The organism is Nguyenibacter sp. L1 (assembly GCF_035199985.1).
Lineage (GTDB): Bacteria > Pseudomonadota > Alphaproteobacteria > Acetobacterales > Acetobacteraceae > Gluconacetobacter > Gluconacetobacter vanlangensis.
In genome coordinates this window covers 2966166-2984601 of record NZ_CP127015.1, presented here as the reverse complement: position 1 = coordinate 2984601, position 18436 = coordinate 2966166, and the positions used below count along the sequence as shown (strand labels likewise).

Sequence of the window (18436 nt, the reverse complement as noted above, 5' to 3'; positions counted from 1 at the left end):
TGGTTTCTTTCGGAAGGGCGTATGGGTTCAGCGCGGGCCGTCCGGATGGGCGCGCGTATCGGCGAAGAGGCGGGCGAGGCCGAGATCCAGCGCGCGGGCGAAGGCGGCGAGGGTTTCCGGGCCGACGTAATGTTCGATCCCTTCGGCGTCGATGCGCGCGCTGTCCTGGCCCACACCGAGGGCGAGAAGGAATTCCTCGACGATGCGATGGCGGGACTTGACGTCCTCGGCGATCGCGCGGCCGGCGTCGGTCAGGAAGACGCCGCGATAGGGGCGGCGGCTGACCAGGCCCTCGGACGCCAGTCGGGAAAGCATCTTGGCGACGGTGGGCTGCGAGACCCCGAGCCGGGAGGCGATGTCGACCTGCCGGGCCTCCTGCCCCTCGGCCAGCAGGTCGGCGATCAGTTCGACGTAATCCTCGACCAGCGCGTTGCGCCGGGCGGCGCGGTTCTGGCGGAAGCCTTCGGACTGGATGTCGGCGTCGGGCATGAGGTCCGCCGCGGGCGCCGGCCGCTGTGTCTTGCGCAAGATCTTTCCCCTCCCCCGATCGGCCTGCCGCCCGGCGCGGGCGGAAACCGGGTGGCGTGTGACGGCCCTTTCTTGCAGACTCGTCAACGGGGCTCAACTTCTTAGCCGCAGTGAAAACGTTATTCCCGCACGAATAATGATCGCCTCATGATTGCCGCCGGCGAACGGGTCGTTGGAGGGCGCGGGGAAGAGTCGTTCGAGGGTGGGAGATTCCCGATTGCAACCTTATATAGCATTATGCATATTTCTGAGTCTCTGGTGAGTATCCGGTGGACGTGGACACCTGCCCGGACAGGTGAGCGGGCCCGCGTTCCGGGAGTGTTGGTGAGAGTGGCGATGTCATGACCTCTTCCCCCGACAGCGCGCGGATGGCCGGCCTGCCGGCCGCTCCGGCGGGGCGGGCGCGTTTCGCCCGGCGGACGGATGCCGAGAATCCCAGCCTGCCGGAGGCCTTCGCCAGCGTGCGGGTGCCGCAGGGGGCGTCGTGGCCGCGGCGGTTCCTGGCCTTTGTCGGGCCGGGATACATGGTGTCGGTCGGGTATATGGACCCCGGCAACTGGGCGACCGACCTGCAGGGCGGCGCGCAGTTCGGCTATCGCCTGCTGGCGGTCATCATGCTGTCGAACCTGATGGCGATCCTGTTGCAGGCGCTGTCGGTGCGGCTGGGCATCGCCACCGGGCGGGACCTGGCGCAGGCCTGCCGCGAGCGCTTTCCGCCGATCGTGAACATTCCGCTGTGGCTGGCCTGCGAACTGGCGATCATCGCCTGCGACCTGGCGGAGGTGATCGGCACGGCGGTGGCGCTGAAGCTGCTGTTCGGCATTCCGCTGATGATCGCGGCGGTGATATCGGGGCTGGACGCGGTGATCGTGCTGTTGCTGATGAACCGGGGCTTTCGCTACCTGGAAGCCTTCGTCATCGCCATGCTGAGCGTGATCGCGATCTGTTTCGCGGTGCAGATCGCCGCCGCCGCGCCGCCGCTGGGCGCGGTGATGCGGGGGTTCGTCCCCACCCCGATGATCGTGACCGACCATGCGGCGCTGTATGTCGCCATCGGCATCATCGGGGCGACGGTGATGCCGCACAATCTGTACCTGCATTCCTCGATCATCCAGACGCGGGCCTATGACCGCTCGGTCGAGGGGCGGCGCGAGGCGATCCGCTGGGCGAGCTGGGACAGCACGATCGCGCTGATGCTGGCGCTGTTCATCAATGCCGCGATCCTGATCGTGGCGGCGGCGGCGTTTCATGGCAGCGGGCATGGCGACGTGGCCGAGATCGAGGACGCGTACCGGCTGCTGTCGCCGATCCTGGGGCTGGGAATCGCCTCGACCCTGTTCGCGCTGGCGCTGCTGGCGGCGGGGACCAATTCGACGATCACCGGCACGCTGGCGGGGCAGATCGTCATGGAGGGGTTTCTGCGCCTGCGCATTCCGCACTGGGCGCGGCGGATGCTGACCCGGGGGCTGGCCATCCTGCCGGTGCTGGCGGTGATCGCACTTTACGGTGATCGCGGGGTGGGCGCGCTGCTGGTGTTGAGCCAGGTCGTGCTGTCGATGCAACTGCCCTTTGCGGTCATTCCGCTGGTGCTGTTCGTGTCCGACCGGCGGATCATGGGGGCGTTCGCGATCTCGCGTCCGCTGGCGGCGTTGTCCTGGCTGGTGGCGGCGGTGATCCTGGCGCTGAATTTCAAGCTGCTGTTCGACGCGGTCGTTTCGTAGAGTCACGGAAAGGACGGGACGATGCGGCAGCCGCGCAACAGGGTCCGTGAATAAAAAAGCACAGGATTTCGCCGGAAAATTCGGCTTAGTCTGCGGTATCGCCATCTGCGGCATCGCCATAAGCCGGACTCCCTCCCTCATGAACGAACCGAGCGACGTGACACGTACGCCGCCCCCGCCTGCCGTGCCCCCGCTGCCCCCGCGCACGACGATCCTGCGTCTGGCCGCGATCGGCGGGGTGATGCTGGCGCTGGTCGCGGGGTTTGCCCTGAGCGGCGGGTGGCTGACGCCGCACAGGCTGACGCAGCATTCCTTCATGACGGCGTTTCGCGTCGTGGACGGGCGGCATCCGGGCTTTCGCCGCAACCATGCCAAAGGGCTATGCGTCAGCGGCTGGTTCGACGGCAGCGGGCAGGCGCAGGTGCTGAGCACGGCGTCGGTGCTGGGGCCCCGGCGCAGCCGGGTGACCGGGCGGTTCGCGCTGGCGGGCGGGATGCCGTTCCAGCCCGACGCGCCGGGCAAGGTCCGCAGCATGGCATTGCGCCTGAGGCCGCCCGACGGCCTGGAATGGCGGATGGGGATCAACGACATTCCGGTCTTCGTCGCGCGCGACGCGCGGGAATTCCATGACCTGCTGCTGGCCGGCCGCCCCGACCCGGCGACGGGCAAGCCCGATCCGGCGCGCATCGGGCCGTTCCTGGCCGGCCATGCGGCGGTGGCCAGGGCGCTGGCGCTGGTGGCGGCGCGGCCGCTGACGTCGGGATTCGGCGACGATACCTATAACAGCCTGGATACGTTCCGCTGGATCGATGCGGCGGGCCGGTCGGTGACGGTACGCTGGGCGATGGTGCCGCTGCAGCCGGTGGCGCCGTCGCGGGCGGGACGGGACGGGTCCTATCTGTTCGAGGACCTGATCGTGGCGCTGCGGCAGCATCCGCTGCGCTGGCGGCTGGTGGTGACGGTGGCCGGTCCGGGCGACCCGACGGCGGACCCCACCCTGCCCTGGCCCGCGGGGCGGCGGCAGGTCGATGCGGGGACGCTGACCCTGGACCGGGCCGAGAGCGAGGATGACGGCGCCTGCACCGGCCTGACCTTCGACCCGATGGTGCTGCCGCCCGGCATGGCGGCGTCGGACGATCCGATCCCGGCGGCGCGGTCGGCGGCCTATATGCGTTCGTTCTGGCTGCGGTCGGGCGAGGCCAGGATGCCCAGCGCGGTCAGCCCCGCCATGGTCGCCACCGGAGGAGGCCAATGAACCGGGTCGTACGGTTTTCCGCCCTGGCGCGGGTGCTGCACTGGCTGATGGCGCCGCTGATCCTGGGCATGCTGCTGGTCGGCGTGTTCATGGCCGCGACCGAGGGCCCGGCCTATGCCACGCTGGTGGCGCTGCATCGGCCGATGGGGATCGGCATCCTGCTGCTGGCGGCGATCCGCCTGGCGAACCGGCTGATCGTCAGGCCGCCGCCGCTGCCCGCCGCGATGCCGGCGATCCAGCGAGTGGCGGCCCTGGGGTCGCATATCGCGCTGTATGCGCTGATGATCGCGATGCCACTGGTGGGATGGGGGATGCTGTCGGCCGGGGCCTATCCGGTCGTGCTGTGGGGGGCGGTGCGGCTGCCGCCGATCCTGCCGCACGACCCGACCTTGTTCGCGCTGCTGCGGCAGTTGCATAGCTGGCTGGCCTTCGCGCTGTTCGGGGTGGTCGTCGTGCATGTGGGCGCGGCCCTGCTGCATGGGCTGATCCTGCGCGACGGGGTCTTTCCGGCCATGGCGTCGCTCCGGCGGGGGCGGCGGGAGGGCCCGTGACCCGTCACGCGGCGCGGGGCGCCGGCGGACGGGCGTGGCGGGCGGCGCAGGTGACGACGCTGGCGGCCAGGAAGCCGACCGCCGCGATTTCGAGCGCCGTCGGCCAGCGCTGGTGCCACAGGCAGCCATAGAACAGGGCGAAGAGGGTTTCGCCCACCGCCATCTGGCCGCTGAGGGTCAGGGGAAGCTGGCGGCTGGCGCGGTTCCAGAACATGCCGCCCAGGACCGAGCCCAGCAGCCCGACCCCCACGCTGACCGCCCCGAAGACGAGCCATTGCCGGGCATCGTGCGTGGCCGGTCCCGCGCCCGGCGCCGTCCCGAACACCGTCCCGAACGCCGACCCGAACGCCATCCCTGGGCCCGCGAGGGCGAGGACGGGCAGCAGGACCAGGGATTGCGCGCCGGTGACCAGGCCGGTGAGCAGGCCCCAATCCCCGGCGCCGATCGTCGGCAGCCGGCGCATCCAGCGGGCATTGGACACGGCGAAGAGGCTCCAGGATGTCAGTCCGGCCAGGGCGCAGAGCAGGCCCAGCACCCGGTGGGGGGCGGCCCCGGCGGCAGATGCGGCGGGCGTGCCGGCCGCCTGCAGGCCGATCAGGCCGATTCCGATGGCGGCCAGCAGCAGCGAGGGGGCGAGGCGGCGCAGCGGCAGGCTGCCGGCGTCGCGCGTGCCGAGCAGCGCGACCGTGACCGGCAGGAAGCCGGTGACGATCGACGTGGCGCCGATGCCGCACAGCCGCACCGCGCTGGCGATCAGCACGTAATAGGCGAGATTGCCGGCGAGCCCGAGTCCGAACAGCCCGCACCAGCCCGACGCCGGCACGCGCGGCAGCACGGTGCGCCAGCGCGGCGCCAGCAGGGCTGCGGAGAGCAGTCCATAAGCCAGATAGCGGGCCAGCGAGAGGGCGAGCGCGCCGAAATCCGGCACCAGTTCGGGGGCCAGAAAGATGGTGCCCCAGCAGGCGCCGGCGGCGAGCCCATTGAGCAGGCCGGAAAGAAGGGGAGCGTCGGATTTCATGAAAGGGTCCAGGAAAGGGTCCGGGCGGAGCGATGGTCGCATCCGGCATAGCCGAGCGCGCGGCCGGCGTCTTGGCCCGGACTGTCGTTTTCTGGTCCCAGACTTTTCTGCTCCCAGGCTGTCGCCGCGCGGATAAGGCCCGGCGCCTTACCGGCGCGCCCGGCGATAGGCGGCGGGCGTGGTGCCGGTGGCGCGGCGGAAGGCGCGGGTCAGAACGCTTTGATCGGCGAAGCCGGCGCGGAGGGCCAGTTCGGCGATGGGCTGGTCGCTGTCGGCCAGCCACGCCTGGACCTGTCGCAGGCGCAGGTCGGACAGCCAGGCCTGCGGCGTGCGGCCGGTTTCGCGCCGGAATACGGCGTGCAGGCGGCTGGTGCTGAGGCCCGCCATGCGCGCCATGGCCGCGGCCGTCCACGGCGCGCCCGGATCGGCGGCCATGGCGTCGCGCAGCGGCGCGAGACGGGAGGGAGTAAAAGGCGGGGCGTCACAGGTCAGCGCGTCGATCAGCAATGGGGCCCAATGGGCCAGCACGGCGGCGGGCCGCGCGCCGCCATCGAGATGCAGGCGCATGAAGTCGATGAGATGGCGCGCCTGGGGGGAGAGCGGCAGGAAGCGGCGGCGGGCCAGCATGTCCGCCGCCGCGTCGCCGACCAGCGCCATGTCCATGTCGAGGATCAGGAAGCGGTTCCGGCTGGTCGCGGCCTGGGCATGGTCGGTGCCCGCGGCGACGAAGGCGGCCGAGCCCATGGCGAGGCGGCCGCCATGGCCGGCGATTTCGAGATCGAGGCAGCCGGAGACGGGCAGCACGAACTGGGCGTAAGGGTGGCGTTCCGGCGCGCGGGCGTCGCCATAGCTGCGTGCCGTGAGGTGCAAGATCGTCATCCGCGTGCCGCGTCCCTGGGGGCCAGGCGGTCGGCTTCGGCCAGGTCGGCCGGGGTGTTGACATTGTGGAACGGATCGAACGGACGGGCGCTGAAATCCACGTCGCGCATGCCGATCGTGACCGCGAAGGCGCGGACGCCGAAGGCGGCGCGCGGGCCGTCGGGCGGCAGGGCGGCGAGGCGGGCCCGCAGGGCGTCGCGCGCGGCGACCGGCCACAGCGCCACCAGATGGTGCCGCCGCCCGGCCGAGACGGCCACCGCCGGCGCGGGGGCCAGGGCGGCCGGGAGGTCGCGCGGCACGAAGGGCGTGTCGCCCGGCACCGTCAGCACCGCGTCGCACCCCAGCCCGGCGGCCCAGTCCATGGCGGCCAGCACGCCCGCCAGCGGGCCCGTGCCGACCGGGCCGTCGGGCAGCACCGGCAGGCCGAAGGCGGCGAAGCGCGCGGCGTCGCCCCGCGCATTGATCGCAAGCGGCCCCCCTGCCCCGCCCAGCCGGTCCAGCAGGTGGGCCAGCAGGCTGCGCCCGCCCGCCCGGAGCAGCGGCTTGTCCCCGCCGCCCATGCGGGTGGCCAGGCCGCCGGCCAGAATCACCACGGCAAAGCGCATTGTTTTCGTCCTCGACCCGTTTGGGGAGCGTACGACGCCGCCTGCCCCGATACTTGTCATCATAGGGGATTGGGGGCACCTGTACGCGATATTCAACGGCGCGTCATCGGCGCCGGACCACAGGAACGAGGATGCCGCCGCGCATGCACGCACCCGCCATCATGGGGATTACCGGACGCAGCGGCGCGGGCAAGACCACGCTGATCGAACGGCTGCTGACAGTGCTGGGACGGCGCGGGGTGCGGGTTTCGACCATCAAGCACGCGCATCACGGGTTCGATATCGACCGGCCGGGGAAGGATTCCTGGCGCCACCGGGCGGCGGGCGCGCGCGAGGTGCTGGTGGCGTCCGGCACGCGTTGGGCGCTGCTGCACGAGGCGCCCGACGAGGAAGCCGAATCGGGCCTGCCCGAGCTGATCGGCCGGATGGGGCCGGCGGACCTGATCCTGGTGGAAGGGTTTCGCGGGGCGATGCCGGCGGCGATCGAGGTGTATCGTCCCTCGTTGTCCCAGGCATTGCCCGGGGCGCCGTCCGGGGCATTGTCCGAGGACGCGGCGGGCAAGGAGCCGTTATGGCCGGTGACGCCGCAGGTGCTGGCGGTGGCGACCGACGACGCGGCGCTGGCGCTGCCGCCCGGCATCGCGCGGCTGGACCTGGCCGATGCGGCGGCGATCGGCGATTTCGTGATGGCGCGGGCGCGGCCCTGGCGCCCGGGGGCAGGTGCGGCATGAGCGCGGCGAACGGGACCGGGCCGGGCGCGGCGCCCGACCCCGGCTGGTTTCCGCTGGCGCTGCGGCTGCAGGGCGCGCGGGTGCTGGTGGCGGGCGGCGGCGGGATCGCGCTGAACAAGATCCGGCTGCTGCTGGCCCATGGCGCGCGCGTCGAGGTGGTGGCGCCGGTATTGGACGATGCGCTGGCGGCGATGCGCGACGCGGGCGCCCTGGCGCATGTCGCGGGCGAGGCGACGCGGGAGCGGCTGAGGGCGCTGCTGCCGGGCTGCCGGCTGGTCTATGCCGCGACCGACGACCGCGCGGCCAACCGTCTGGTGGCGGCCGAGGCCGATGCGCTGAACATCCCGGTCTGCGCGGTGGACGATCCGGAGCCGTCGTCCTTCATCACCCCGGCGCAGATCCATCGCGGGCCGGTGCGGATCGCGATTTCCACCGGGGGGGCCGCGCCGGTGCTGGCGCGGCGGCTGCGCGAGCGGATCGAGGCGGTGATGCCCGCCGGCCTGGACGGGCTGGCGCGGTTTCTGCAGGCCGAGCGGGCCCATGTGGTGGGGCGCTGCCCCGACGTGAACCGGCGGCGGCGCGTGTGGGAGGCGTTCCTGGACGGGCCGGGCGGGACGGCGGCGGCGGCGGGCGACCGGGCGACCGCGCGGCAGGTGCTGGACGGGCTGCTGGACGGCGTGGCGGTGGGCGGCGAGGTGTGGCTGGTGGGTGCCGGGCCGGGGGATGCCGATCTGCTGACCCTGCGGGCGCTGCATCTGATGCAGAATGCGGATTCGGTGCTGTACGACCAGTTGCTGCCGCCCGAATTGCTGGACCGGGTGCGGCGCGACGCCGAGCGCGTGTTCGTGGGCAAGCAGCGCGACCGGCACACCATGCCGCAGGAGCAGATCAATGCCGAGCTGATCCGCCGGGCGCGGGCGGGCGAGCGGGTGCTGCGCCTGAAGGGGGGCGATCCGTTCATTTTCGGCCGAGGCGGCGAGGAGATCGAGGCGTTGATGGCGGCCGGCGTTCCGTTCCAGGTCGTGCCCGGGATCACCGCGGCCAGCGGCTGCGCGGCCTATGCCGGGATTCCGCTGACGCATCGGGATTGCGCGCAATCCTGCCTGTTCGTGACCGGGCATGCGCGCCGCGACGGCACGCTGGACCTGCCCTGGGAGAGCATGGCGCGGCCGGGGCAGACGATCGCGATCTATATGGGTGTGGCGGCGCTGCCGGAATTGTGCGCCATGCTGGTGCGGCACGGGCTGCCGCCGGACTGGCCGGCGGCGCTGGTCGAGCGGGGGACGCGGCCCGACCAGCGGGTGCTGACCGGCACGCTGGCCAGCCTGCCGGAGACGGCCCGGGCCCAGGCGGTGGGCAGCCCGGCGCTGGTGCTGGTGGGCGAGGTGGTGCGCCACCGGGTGGTGACGCCGCCGCCCCTGCCGGAGGTGTGACGCGGCCGGCCGGCGGGACGCCCGGACAGGTTCAGGAGATGTCGGCCATGAGCGAGACATGGGCGCAGGTGATCTTCCACCCCGCGTCGGTGCGGACCCAGGTCTGGCTCTGGCGGCCGATGCGGGTGCCGCCCTCGCGCTGGAATTCCAGGTTCACGGTGCCCAGATCCGGCCCGAAACTGGTGACGACGCGGCGCAGCACGCGGCGCTGCGGCGAGCCGCCGACCCGGCCCTGGCGGAAGGCGGCGATCTCAGCGAAACCGTACAGAACCTCGCCCACGCCGTAGCGGATGGTTTCCGGCGCGTCGCGGAACAGGGCGTCGAGGGTTTCGACGTCGTTGGCCATCAGGGCGGTTTCGTAGCGGTCCGCCATTTCGGTGAGTTCGGCGACGGTGGCGGGGTCGTCGATGGTCAGCATGTCGGCTCTCCTGCGCGGGTTTGCGCGGGGAGCGTATCGCGGCATCCGGCACGCCGCAAAGCCGCGCCGGGGACGCCGGCGCGTTCCGGCCAAGCCGTTTATTTCGCTTCCGTTTATTTCGCTGCCCTTTATTTCACTGCCTTTATTTCGTCGTATAGCCGCCGTTGACCAGGATGGTCTGGCCGGTCATCCACCAGCCTTCGGACACCAGGAAGCGGACGAAGGGGGCGATGTCCGCGATGTCGGTCAGGCCGGTCCTGGTGAAGGCCGACAGGGCGGCGGCCTGCTTGTGGTAGGCGACGGCGTCCGGCGCTTCCTGGCCGTAGAAGAAGGGCGTGTCCATCGGGCCGGGACCGATGGCGGTGACCGAGATGCCGCGTGCGCCATATTCCTTGGACGCGGCGCGGGTGAAATGCTCGACCGGGGCCTTGGCGCCCGCATAGGTGGAATAGAACGGGGTGTAGGCCCCCAGCAGCGAGGTCACCAAAGTGACCAGCTTGCCGTTGTCGTTGAGATGGATGCCGGCTTCCTTGATGAAGAAATAGGCCGCCTTGGCGTTGATGGCGAACATCGAATCGAATTCGGCCTCGGTCGTTTCGGCGATGGGCTTCTTCAAGACCTTGCCGACCGTGTTGATCGCGATGTCGGGGCGGCCGATCGCCGCCACCGTGTCGGCGAAGAGCCTGGCGCAGGCCCCGGCGCTGGTCAGGTCGGCCTGCAGCGCCACCGCCTGGACCCCTGCCGCCCTGAGGTCGGCCAGGGTGCGGTCGGCGTCGGGCCGGGTGGCGGCGCTGTTGTAATGGATGGCGATCGCCCTCGCGCCGTGGGCGGCGAGGTCGCGCGCGATCAGGCTGCCGAGATTCTTGGCGCCGCCGGCGATGAGGACGGTCTTTCCCCCGATTCCGTGGTCCGCAATGCCGTGGTCCGCAATGCTGTGATCGATCATGGCTGGGTTCCCTGCTGCCATCCGCGTTCCTGCCCGGGACGATAGGCGTTGCGCGTTTCGGCATAAACGTCGCGACATCGACAACAGATGTCGTAAAAATCGAACAATAACGGGAATTGACCGGGAGGTGCCTTGGACCGGATCGAACTGTTTCGCGTCTTCGCCCGGGTGGTGGAGACGGCGAGTTTCACCCGCGCGGCGGACGGGCTGAACATGCCGCGTTCGTCGGTGTCCACCGCCATCCAGGAACTGGAGGCGCGGCTGGGCGCGCGGCTGCTGGCGCGCACGACGCGTTCGGTCGCGCCCACGCCGGACGGGGCGGCGTTCTACGAGCATTGCGTGCGGCTGATCGCCGACATGGAGGAGGCCGAGGCGCTGTTCCGGCGGGACGCGGTCGGGCCGCGCGGGGTCCTGCGGGTGGACATGCCCGGACGGATCGGACGGCTGATCGTCGCGCCTGCCCTGCCGGATTTCCTGGACCGCTATCCGGGGATCGAGATCGTGCTGGGAGTGAGCGACCGCGCGGCCAATCTGGTGGAAGAGGGGATCGATTGCGCGCTGCGGGTGGGGCCGCTGCACGAGTCCGGGCTGATCGCGCGGCGGATCGGCGAACTGGCGCTGATCAACGTCGCCAGCCCGGCCTATCTGGCGCGGCATGGCGTGCCGCGCGAGCCGGCCGACCTGACGGCGCATCAGGTGGTGCGCTATGCCTCGCCCGCCACGGGGCGGGTCGAGGACTGGGAATGGGTGGCCGAGGGGCAGATCCGGAGCGCGGCGCCGGCCGGGCGGGTGACGGTCAACAGCGCCGAAGGGCTGATCGCCTGCTGCCTGGCCGGGCTGGGGCTGATCCAGGTGCCGGCCTATGACGTGCGGGGCCATCTGGAGGCGGGAGAATTGGTGGACGTGATGGCGGACCGGCGGGCCGCGCCGCTGCCGATGGCGCTGCTGTACCCGCATCGGCGGCACCTGTCGCGCCGCCTGCAGGTCTTTGCCGACTGGCTGGCGGGCATTCTGGCCGCGACGGTGATGTCCGGCCGGCCAAGGCCGTGAGGGGCGCGCTTCATTTTCCCCGATGTTGCGGGACGGGCGAATCGGCCTAGTGTTTCGGGACCGTGTGATCGAGGCCCCTGTGATGTCGTCCGCCCGTGCATTGCTTGTCGGAGATCCGGCGCCCTGGTTCGTGCAGCGCTGCACCACGCCGTTCGGGACCTATAGTTTCGACATGGCGGCGGGGCGGTCGGTCCTGCTGTATTTCTTCCGCTCCTCGACCCAGGCGGGGGTGGGCGCGGCGCTGGCGCATCTGCGCGCGGCGGGGGCGGTGCTGGATGGGGTGCGCAGCCATTTCTTCGGCGTTTCGACCGATCCGGAGGACGAGGCGCGGTTGGGCGAAATGCCGCCGGGCATGCGGTTCTTTCGCGACGCGGACCGTGCGGTGACCACCTTGTACGGCCTGGCGGAGCAGGAGGCGCCGTATTGGATGGTCGTCGATCCGATGCTGCGGATTGCCGCGGTGCAGCCGGACGGGCCGGGGGTGGCGGAACGGATGGTCGATCTGCTGTGCCGCATGAGGCCGATCGCCCCGGCCGCGCCGATGCCCGTGCCGGCGCTGATGCTGGCGGACGTGTTCGAGCCCGCGTTCTGCCGGCAATTGATGGCATATTACCACGCGCAGGAGAGCGTGCCGTCGGGCATGCTGACCGAGCAGGTGCCGGGGCGGTCGGTGGCGGTGGCCGATCCGGGGTTCAAGCGGCGGCGCGATTGCCGGCTGCGGGACCAGGGGCTGGTGGGGCAGGTGCAGGCGCGGATCATCCGCCGCGTGGTGCCGGAGATCCACAAGGCGTTCCAGTTCCAGGCCACGCAGATGGATCGGCTGATCCTGGCCTGCTACGATTCCAGCGAGCAGGGCTGTTTCGGCCCGCACCGCGACAATACGGTGGCGGCGGCGGCGCATCGGCGCTTTGCCGTGTCGATCAACCTGAATGACGGATTCGAGGGCGGCGCGGTGTCCTTTCCGGAATTCGGGGGGCCGGGATTCTGCCCGCCGGCGGGCGGGGCGCTGGTATTTTCCTGCGGGCTGCTGCATGCGGTGACGCCCGTCACCCGGGGGCGGCGCCATGCCTGCCTGCCTTTCGTGTTCGATGACGCGGCGGCGGCGATCAAGCAGGCCAACCGGGCGGCCATGGGGCGGACCGAAACGGCGTGAGCGCCTGTTGCCAGCGGCGGCGGAAACGCCGATCCTGCGCGCCATGTGGAGCGAACCCTATCTGGAGACCTGCTGCCGGTCGGCGCTGCACCGGCTGATCCTGTGCGGCGCGGCGGGGCGGCCCGAGGGGCTGAAGGACCAGCCCTGCCTGGAGCGGATGGCGGGCATGGGGCTGGTGGCGCGCGACGCGGCCGGGCGGTACCGGGCCACGGCGGCGGGGGTGGCGCGCCATGATTCCGAGATCTTGGGCCCTACGATCACGGCCCGGGCAACCACGGCTTCCGGCGGCGGCGCCGGGCGATGATCCGCCATGACGATATCTGGCACGCGCTGGACGTGCTGGCCGCCGAGCGGGGGCTGACGCCGTCGGGGCTGGCGCGGGCCGCGGGGCTGGACGGCACCAGCTTCAACCCGTCGAAGCGCGCGACCCCGGCGGGGCGGCCGCGCTGGCCGGGGACCGAGAGCCTGGCGCGGGTGCTGGATGCCACCGGCCTGACGCTGGAGGCGTTCGGCCGGCTGATGGCGGGGCAGGCCGTGCCCCGCGCGCCGCACCGCCCGGCCGGGCGGTCGCGGCTGCGCCTGTCGCACCTGTCGCAACTGGAGCAGGGGGGGATGTTCGATGCCGCCGGCCATCCGGCCGGACGGCACTGGGACAGTTGGGACGTGCCGGGGCTGGCCGAGCCCGACCTGTATGCCGTGACGATCGACAGCGACGCGTTCGACCCGGTCTTTCGCCTGGGCGCGATGCTGATCGTCTCGCCGGGGGCGCCGGTGCGGCGGCAGGACCGGGTGATCCTGCACCGGGGAGACGGCGTGCTGTGCGCCATCGTGCTGGAACGCCGGCCCGGTGACGCGGGTGACGTGGTGTTGGGCGGGATCGGGGCGCAGGAGGGGATGGAGATCGCGGTGGGCGCGGAGGATCACCTGCACCGGATCATGATGGCTGTGCTGTAGCGACGCGGAGCGCGCGGGCGGCCGGGCCGGGGCGTGCCGCGGGCACGGGCTGGTGGGCGGCCAGGGTGATGCGGGCGCGGAACCCCCGGTCGTGGTCCGGCAGGGGGGAGGCGATGTCCAGCCCGGCGCCCATCTGGCCGGCGATGCTGGCGACGATGGCCAGGCCGAGGCCGCTGCCGTCGGACGGACTGTCGCCCCGCACGAAGGGTTCGGTCAGGCGGCGCAGGATGGCGGGCGGCAGGGCCGGGCAATCGTTGATGATGTCGACATGGATAATGTCGACATGGCCCGGGCGCGACAGCGCGACCGTGATCGGCGTGCCGGGCGTGCCGTGGTTGGCGGCGTTTTCGATCAGGTTGCGGAACAGGATGCCCGCGGCGTCGATGTCGCCCCGGACGATCAGCGAATCCATGCCGTCGCAGGTCACCGCGACCTCGCGGAAGGCGGGAGGCGTGTCCTGGAATTCGTCGGCCAGGACGTGCAGCACGGCGATCAGGTCGAACCGGTCGTCGGCGATGGCCGCGCCCGAGGCGGCACGGGAGAGCTGCAGCAGCTTTTCCGTCATGCGGCCGAGGCGGCGGATCTGCGCGATCATGCCGGCCAGGCGGCGGGGGGCGCCTGGTTCGTGCGTCCGGTCGTGCATCTGTTCGCGCAGCATCTGGGCCTGGGCCAGCAGGGCGCCGATCGGGTTGCGCAGCTCGTGCGCCGCGTTGGCGGCGAAGGCGCGTTCGGTCGAGAGTGCCTTCTTCAGCCGGTCCAGCAGGGAATTGAGCGCGGCGTGGATGGGCAGCAATTCGTCGGGCAGGTTCAGAGGCGGGATGGGGGTGAGGTTGCCGCCGCCGCGGGCGCGGATTTCGGCCTGGAGGTCGGTCAGGGGGCGCAGGGCGCGGCGCACCACCCAGCGCACCAGCAGCCACACGCAGGGCAGGAAGACCACCATCGGCAGGATGGAGATCAGCGTGGCGCGGCGCACGGCCTCGCGCCGGTGGAAGGTGGGTTCGCCGACCAGGATGTAATGGCCGCCGTCGGTCGCCTGGACGACATAGACCCGAAAGCGCGGCCGGTCGTAGAAGCCCGGCTGCAGCAGCGGCACGAAGGGATGGTCCGGCGCGTTCTGCGAGCGCAGCACCAGCCGTCCGTCCGGGGTCACGATCTGGTAGGCGAGCGTGCGCGGCCCGACCTGGGGCAGGCGGGCGACGTCGTCGCCGCGCGGGGCGGCGCCGATCGCGGAGATGACGAATTCCAGCCTTTCCGCGACCTCCTGCAACGAATTGTCCAGCCGTTCCGTGACCTCGTAGCGGGTGAAGCCGGCGACCAGGGCGCCCAGCAGCAGCAGGCAGCCCAGCACCACGGCCAGCACCCAGGCGACGATGCGCGCGGCCAGGGTCCAGCGGGGGGCGGCGGGGACAGCCGTCATCATGCCCCGGCCCCGCGCGCCAGGCAGTAGCCGCGGCCACGCACGGTGCGGATCAGGCCGGGGCCGACCTTCTTGCGGACGCGGCTGACGAAGACCTCGATCGCGTTGCTTTCGATTTCCTCGCCCAGGCCGTAGAGCGCGTCCTCGATCTGTTCACGCGAGCAGATGGCGCCGGCGCGGCGGGCCAGCAATTCGATCACCGCCCATTCGCGCGCGGTCAGCGCCACGTCCTGTCCCAGGCGGGACATGCGGCGGCGGGCGAGGTCGATTTCGACCTCGCCCAGTTCCAGGCGGTTGTCGACCAGGGCGACGTAGCGGCGCGAGACCGCGTCGAGCCGGGCGAGCAGTTCGTCGAAATCGTAGGGCTTGACGATATAGTCGTCCGCGCCGTCGGACAGGCCGGCGATGCGGTCGCTGATCTGGTCCTGCGCGGTGGTGATCAGGATGGCCATGGCCGAGCCGCCGCGCCGGACCTGTCGCAGCAGGTCGCGGCCGCTGCCGTCGGGCAGGCCGAGATCGAGCAGCAGGAAATCGTAGGCGGCGGCGGAGAGCGCGGCGCGGGAATCGTCCAGCGTGGTGAACCAGTCCACGGCATGGCCGGCGCGGCGGAGCCGGTCCCGCACCGCCGAGCCCAGGGCGGCTTCGTCCTCGACGATCAGGATCCGCACCGATGCCCTCCTTGCCCGCGCGGACGGATGTCCGTCCGCGTCATGCGTCGCTTCTGTCGCGCATCACCCGTGCATAGAGCGACGGCAGCACCAGCAAGGTCAACAGGGTCGATGAGACAAGGCCGCCGATCACCACGCTGGCCAGGGGGCGTTCGACCTCGGCCCCCGCGCTGGTGGAGAAGGCCATGGGGAAGAAGCCGAGGCTGGCGACCAGGGCAGTGGCGATGACCGGGCGGAAGCGCTCCTCGGCGGCCTCGAAGGCCGCGCGGGCGACCGGGATGCCGCGCGCGCGCAGATGCTGGATGTAACTGACCAGCACCACGCCGTTGAGGATGGCCACCCCGAACAGCGCGATGAAGCCGATGCCCGCCGAGATGCTGAAGGGCAGGCCGCGCGCCCAGAGCATGAGGATGCCCCCGGTCGCGGCCACCGGCAGGTTGACGAACACCAGCAGCGCCGGCCGGACCGCGCCCAGGGCCACCACCAGCAGGGCGAAGATCAGCGCCAGCGCGATCGGCACCACGATATCGAGCCGGGCCATGGCCGACTGCAGGTTGCGGAACTGGCCCTGCCAGATCATGCGGTAGCCGGGGGGGAGATGCACCCGCGCCGCGACGGCGGCCTGGGCGGCGGCGACGTAGGAGCTGAGGTCGCGCCCGCGCACGTTGGCCTGCACCACCAGGCGGCGCTGGATGCGGTCGCGGCTGATGCGCGGGGGGCCGTCGGCCACCGCGATGTCGGCTACCTGCGACAGCAGCACCGTCCCCTGCGCGTCCGCCCGGCGGACGCGCAGGCGGGCGATGGCGTCGCGGGAGCCGACCTGGGCGGGGTCGAAGCGGATCTGGGTGTTGACCACGGCATTGTCGACGATGACGGGCCGGCCGATATGGCCGCCCACGGCCTCGACCGTGTCCAGGATCTCGGACATCGGCACGTTCATCTGCGCCGCGCGCCGGCGGTCGACATCGACATGGATGAAGGGCAGCGTGCCGTCGCCCTGCGGCGCCACGTCGGCGGCGCCGGGCACGCCGTTCAGCGCCGCGGCCACCTGGTCGCCCAGGCGGGAGAGCATGTCGAGGTCGGGACCGTAGATCGAGACCGCGATCTGGGTCCGGACGCCGGACAGCAGATCGTCCATGCGCATCTGCACCGGCTGGCTCCAGGAGAACTGGGCGTCGGGCAACTGGTCGCGCAGGACCTTGTCGATGGCGGTCACCAGCCCCTCTTGCGTGCTGGCGGTGCGCCACTGCGACGGGTCCTTGAGGAAGATGAAGCTGTCGGTTTCGTTGACGCCCATCGGGTCGGTGGGGATGGCCGAGGTGCCGGTGTTGCTGACCACGGTCGCGACCTCGGGGAAGCGCTTGAGGATCTGTTCCTCGCGCTGGACGGAGTGCAGCACGGTGGGCAGCGAGGCGCTGGGCAGGCGGGTGGAGGTGACGACCAGCGCGCCCTCGCCCAACTGGGGGATGAATTCGCCGCCCAGGCGGGTGGCCAGGAACACCGAGAGGAGGAAGACGGCGAAGGTGGCGCCGAACAGAGGGCCGGGATGGGCCTCGCCCCACAGCACGACGGGGCGGTAGCGGCGGCGCAGCATCGCCACCAGGCGCGTGTCGCCATGGGCGGGGGCGTGGCGCAGGGCCAGCGCGGCGATCACCGGCACGCAGACCATGCAGTAGGCCAGGGACGCCAGCAGCGCCATGATGATGGTCTGGGCCATCGGGCGGAACATCTTTCCCTCGATCCCCTGCAGGGTCAGGATCGGCAGGTAGACCATGATGATGACCAGGATCGCGAAGCCGACGGGACGGATCACCTGCATGACCGAGGACACGACCTGGGTGCGCAGGTCGGCGGTATCGCCGCGTTGGCGGTGGGCGATCAGGTTTTCGACGATCACCAGCGAGCCGTCGACGATCATGCCGAAATCGATCGCGCCCAGGCTGAGCAGGTTGGCCGAGATGCCGAACTGCCGCATGCCGGCCATGGCGCAGGCCAGCGCGAAGGGAATGACCGAGGCGATGACCAGCGCGGCGCGCCAGTCGCCGATCACCACCACCAGCACCGCCACGACCAGCGCGGCGCCCATCATCAGGTTGTCGCGCACCGTGGCGATGGTGCGGTCGGTCAGGTCCGAGCGGCTGTAATAGGGGTCGAGCGTGACGCCGGCGGGCAGCGAACGCGCGATGCCGGGCAGCGCCGCGCGGATGCCGGCCAGGGTGGCGTCGGAGCTGGCGCCCATGCGCATCAGCACCACGCCATTGACGATTTCGCCCTTGCCGTCGCGGGTGACGGCGCCCAGGCGGGTGCGCGGGCCCATGGCGACGCGGCCGATATCGCGCAGGCGGATCGCGGTGCCGTCGGGGTTCTGCCGGACCGGCAGGGCGGCGAAATCGTCCAGGCTGCGGATCAGGCCGCGGCCGACGACGATCTGCTGTTCGGCGTGATGTTCGATCCAGCCGCCGCCGGATGCCGCGTTGTTGGCGTCCACTGCGCGATAGATTTCGCTGACCGACAGGCCGTAGGCGGTCAGCCGGGCCTGGTCGATGGCGACCTGGTAGGTTTCCTCGGCTCCGCCATTGACGTTGACGTCCACCACGCCGGGCACCAGCTTGAGCTGCGGCACCACCACCCAGTTCATCAGCCGGTTGAGATCCATCAGCGACTGGTGCGGGCCGCGGATCTGGACCTGCATGATTTCGCCCATGCCGGTGGCGAGCGGGCCCATGTTGATCGACGGTCCCGGGACGGAGATCAGGGACCGGGCCTGCTGGATGCGTTCGTTGACGCGGGTGCGGTCGAGATCGATGTCGGTGTCGTCGTCGAACTGCACATAGACCACCGACACGCCCGAGCGCGAGACCGAGCGCAGGTCGTTCATGCCCGGGATGCCGGCCATGCTGGTCTCGATCGGGAAGGTGATCAGGCGTTCGACTTCCTCGGTCGCCAGGCCGGGGGCGACCACCGAGACCAGCACCTGGCGCGGCGAGATGTCGGGCACCGATTCGACGGGCAGGCCGAGGATGGCGCCGATCGCCGCCAGGAGGATGGCGAGCGCGCCGCCGATCACGACGAACCGGCTGGCCTGCAGGCGTTCGAGCAATCCGCGCAT

At 71.3% G+C, this 18436-nt stretch carries 18 protein-coding genes; 9 read left to right on the top strand and 9 right to left on the bottom strand.

Annotation, left to right across the window (positions count from 1 at the left end; genetic code table 11):
- Window positions 1–27: 27 nt before the first annotated feature.
- Window positions 28–489, bottom strand: a complete 462-nt coding sequence (gene mntR, locus QN315_RS13415) for a manganese-binding transcriptional regulator MntR (protein ID WP_323993502.1) — start codon at window positions 487–489, stop codon at window positions 28–30.
- A gap of 407 nt (window positions 490–896) precedes the next feature.
- Between mntR and QN315_RS13410 the strand changes: the two genes are divergently transcribed.
- From QN315_RS13410 to QN315_RS13400, 3 genes are all read left to right on the top strand, one after another.
- Window positions 897–2249: an Nramp family divalent metal transporter gene (locus QN315_RS13410; protein ID WP_323993500.1), complete on the top strand. Its 1353-nt coding sequence runs from the start codon at window positions 897–899 to the stop codon at window positions 2247–2249.
- 139 nt (window positions 2250–2388) lie between these two features.
- Entirely contained in the window at window positions 2389–3504 is a 1116-nt protein-coding gene (locus tag QN315_RS13405) for a catalase family peroxidase (RefSeq protein ID WP_323989759.1), read from the top strand.
- Complete coding sequence (locus QN315_RS13400) at window positions 3501–4055, top strand: cytochrome b/b6 domain-containing protein (protein ID WP_323989757.1); 555 nt, start codon at window positions 3501–3503, stop codon at window positions 4053–4055. Before QN315_RS13405 ends, QN315_RS13400 begins: the two co-directional genes overlap by 4 nt.
- A 4-nt stretch (window positions 4056–4059) precedes the next feature.
- On the opposite strand, the gene QN315_RS13395 is transcribed toward QN315_RS13400, so the two are convergent.
- From QN315_RS13395 to mobA, 3 genes are all read right to left on the bottom strand, one after another.
- On the bottom strand, window positions 4060–5073 hold the full coding sequence (locus QN315_RS13395; RefSeq protein WP_323989756.1) for an EamA family transporter: 1014 nt from the start codon (window positions 5071–5073) through the stop codon (window positions 4060–4062).
- A 147-nt stretch (window positions 5074–5220) separates the two neighbouring features.
- Window positions 5221–5952 carry an AraC family transcriptional regulator gene (locus tag QN315_RS13390; protein WP_323989755.1) on the bottom strand — a complete coding sequence of 244 codons (732 nt, stop codon included), beginning with the start codon at window positions 5950–5952 and terminating at the stop codon, window positions 5221–5223.
- A complete protein-coding gene (mobA, locus tag QN315_RS13385; RefSeq protein WP_323989754.1) occupies window positions 5949–6557 on the bottom strand; it encodes a molybdenum cofactor guanylyltransferase in 609 nt (202 codons plus the stop codon). Before mobA ends, QN315_RS13390 begins: the two co-directional genes overlap by 4 nt.
- Before the next feature lie 143 nt (window positions 6558–6700).
- On the opposite strand from mobA, the gene mobB reads away from it, so the two are divergent.
- Both mobB and cysG read left to right on the top strand, forming a co-directional pair.
- Entirely contained in the window at window positions 6701–7288 is a 588-nt protein-coding gene (gene mobB, locus QN315_RS13380; RefSeq protein WP_323989752.1) for a molybdopterin-guanine dinucleotide biosynthesis protein B, read from the top strand.
- Window positions 7285–8721: a siroheme synthase CysG gene (gene cysG / locus QN315_RS13375; protein ID WP_323989750.1), complete on the top strand. Its 1437-nt coding sequence runs from the start codon at window positions 7285–7287 to the stop codon at window positions 8719–8721. Before mobB ends, cysG begins: the two co-directional genes overlap by 4 nt.
- A gap of 31 nt (window positions 8722–8752) precedes the next feature.
- On the opposite strand, the gene hpxZ is transcribed toward cysG, so the two are convergent.
- Window positions 8753–9139, bottom strand: coding sequence for an oxalurate catabolism protein HpxZ (hpxZ, locus tag QN315_RS13370; RefSeq protein WP_176640510.1), 387 nt, complete (start codon window positions 9137–9139; stop codon window positions 8753–8755).
- Window positions 9140–9281: 142 nt separating this feature from the next.
- Window positions 9282–10055, bottom strand: coding sequence for an SDR family oxidoreductase (locus QN315_RS13365; RefSeq protein WP_323993499.1), 774 nt, complete (start codon window positions 10053–10055; stop codon window positions 9282–9284).
- 162 nt (window positions 10056–10217) lie between these two features.
- On the opposite strand from QN315_RS13365, the gene QN315_RS13360 reads away from it, so the two are divergent.
- The 4 genes from QN315_RS13360 (at window position 10218) to QN315_RS13345 (ending at window position 13242) form a co-directional block, all read left to right on the top strand.
- Window positions 10218–11135, top strand: a complete 918-nt coding sequence (locus QN315_RS13360; RefSeq protein WP_323989749.1) for a LysR family transcriptional regulator — start codon at window positions 10218–10220, stop codon at window positions 11133–11135.
- Between the two features lie 82 nt (window positions 11136–11217).
- Window positions 11218–12288, top strand: a complete 1071-nt coding sequence (locus tag QN315_RS13355; protein ID WP_323989748.1) for a 2OG-Fe(II) oxygenase — start codon at window positions 11218–11220, stop codon at window positions 12286–12288.
- 7 nt (window positions 12289–12295) lie between these two features.
- Window positions 12296–12592, top strand: a complete 297-nt coding sequence (locus QN315_RS13350; protein WP_408904522.1) for a hypothetical protein — start codon at window positions 12296–12298, stop codon at window positions 12590–12592.
- Window positions 12589–13242, top strand: coding sequence for a helix-turn-helix transcriptional regulator (locus tag QN315_RS13345; protein ID WP_323989747.1), 654 nt, complete (start codon window positions 12589–12591; stop codon window positions 13240–13242). Before QN315_RS13350 ends, QN315_RS13345 begins: the two co-directional genes overlap by 4 nt.
- Here QN315_RS13345 and QN315_RS13340 read toward each other — a convergent pair.
- The 3 genes from QN315_RS13340 to QN315_RS13330 are packed head-to-tail and all read right to left on the bottom strand — an operon-like array spanning window position 13223 to window position 18436.
- A complete protein-coding gene (locus tag QN315_RS13340; RefSeq protein ID WP_323989745.1) occupies window positions 13223–14662 on the bottom strand; it encodes a HAMP domain-containing sensor histidine kinase in 1440 nt (479 codons plus the stop codon). The two genes, QN315_RS13345 and QN315_RS13340, sit on opposite strands and share 20 nt — an antisense overlap.
- Window positions 14659–15327 carry a response regulator transcription factor gene (locus tag QN315_RS13335; protein ID WP_323989743.1) on the bottom strand — a complete coding sequence of 223 codons (669 nt, stop codon included), beginning with the start codon at window positions 15325–15327 and terminating at the stop codon, window positions 14659–14661. The genes QN315_RS13340 and QN315_RS13335 overlap by 4 nt, the downstream gene beginning before the upstream one ends.
- A 40-nt stretch (window positions 15328–15367) precedes the next feature.
- Window positions 15368–18436 (bottom strand): CusA/CzcA family heavy metal efflux RND transporter, encoded by a 3069-nt coding sequence (locus tag QN315_RS13330; protein ID WP_323989742.1) that lies wholly within the window; start codon window positions 18434–18436, stop codon window positions 15368–15370.

Coding starts and splice junctions, on each gene's coding strand:
- mntR (WP_323993502.1), bottom strand. CDS start 489: ATGCCCGACGCCGACATCCAGTCCGAAGGCTTCCGCCAGAACCGCGCC.
- QN315_RS13410 (WP_323993500.1), top strand. CDS start 897: ATGGCCGGCCTGCCGGCCGCTCCGGCGGGGCGGGCGCGTTTCGCCCGG.
- QN315_RS13405 (WP_323989759.1), top strand. CDS start 2,389: ATGAACGAACCGAGCGACGTGACACGTACGCCGCCCCCGCCTGCCGTG.
- QN315_RS13400 (WP_323989757.1), top strand. CDS start 3,501: ATGAACCGGGTCGTACGGTTTTCCGCCCTGGCGCGGGTGCTGCACTGG.
- QN315_RS13395 (WP_323989756.1), bottom strand. CDS start 5,073: ATGAAATCCGACGCTCCCCTTCTTTCCGGCCTGCTCAATGGGCTCGCC.
- QN315_RS13390 (WP_323989755.1), bottom strand. CDS start 5,952: ATGACGATCTTGCACCTCACGGCACGCAGCTATGGCGACGCCCGCGCG.
- mobA (WP_323989754.1), bottom strand. CDS start 6,557: ATGCGCTTTGCCGTGGTGATTCTGGCCGGCGGCCTGGCCACCCGCATG.
- mobB (WP_323989752.1), top strand. CDS start 6,701: ATGCACGCACCCGCCATCATGGGGATTACCGGACGCAGCGGCGCGGGC.
- cysG (WP_323989750.1), top strand. CDS start 7,285: ATGAGCGCGGCGAACGGGACCGGGCCGGGCGCGGCGCCCGACCCCGGC.
- hpxZ (WP_176640510.1), bottom strand. CDS start 9,139: ATGCTGACCATCGACGACCCCGCCACCGTCGCCGAACTCACCGAAATG.
- QN315_RS13355 (WP_323989748.1), top strand. CDS start 11,218: ATGTCGTCCGCCCGTGCATTGCTTGTCGGAGATCCGGCGCCCTGGTTC.
- QN315_RS13345 (WP_323989747.1), top strand. CDS start 12,589: ATGATCCGCCATGACGATATCTGGCACGCGCTGGACGTGCTGGCCGCC.
- QN315_RS13340 (WP_323989745.1), bottom strand. CDS start 14,662: ATGATGACGGCTGTCCCCGCCGCCCCCCGCTGGACCCTGGCCGCGCGC.
- QN315_RS13330 (WP_323989742.1), bottom strand. CDS start 18,436: ATGCGCGGATTGCTCGAACGCCTGCAGGCCAGCCGGTTCGTCGTGATC.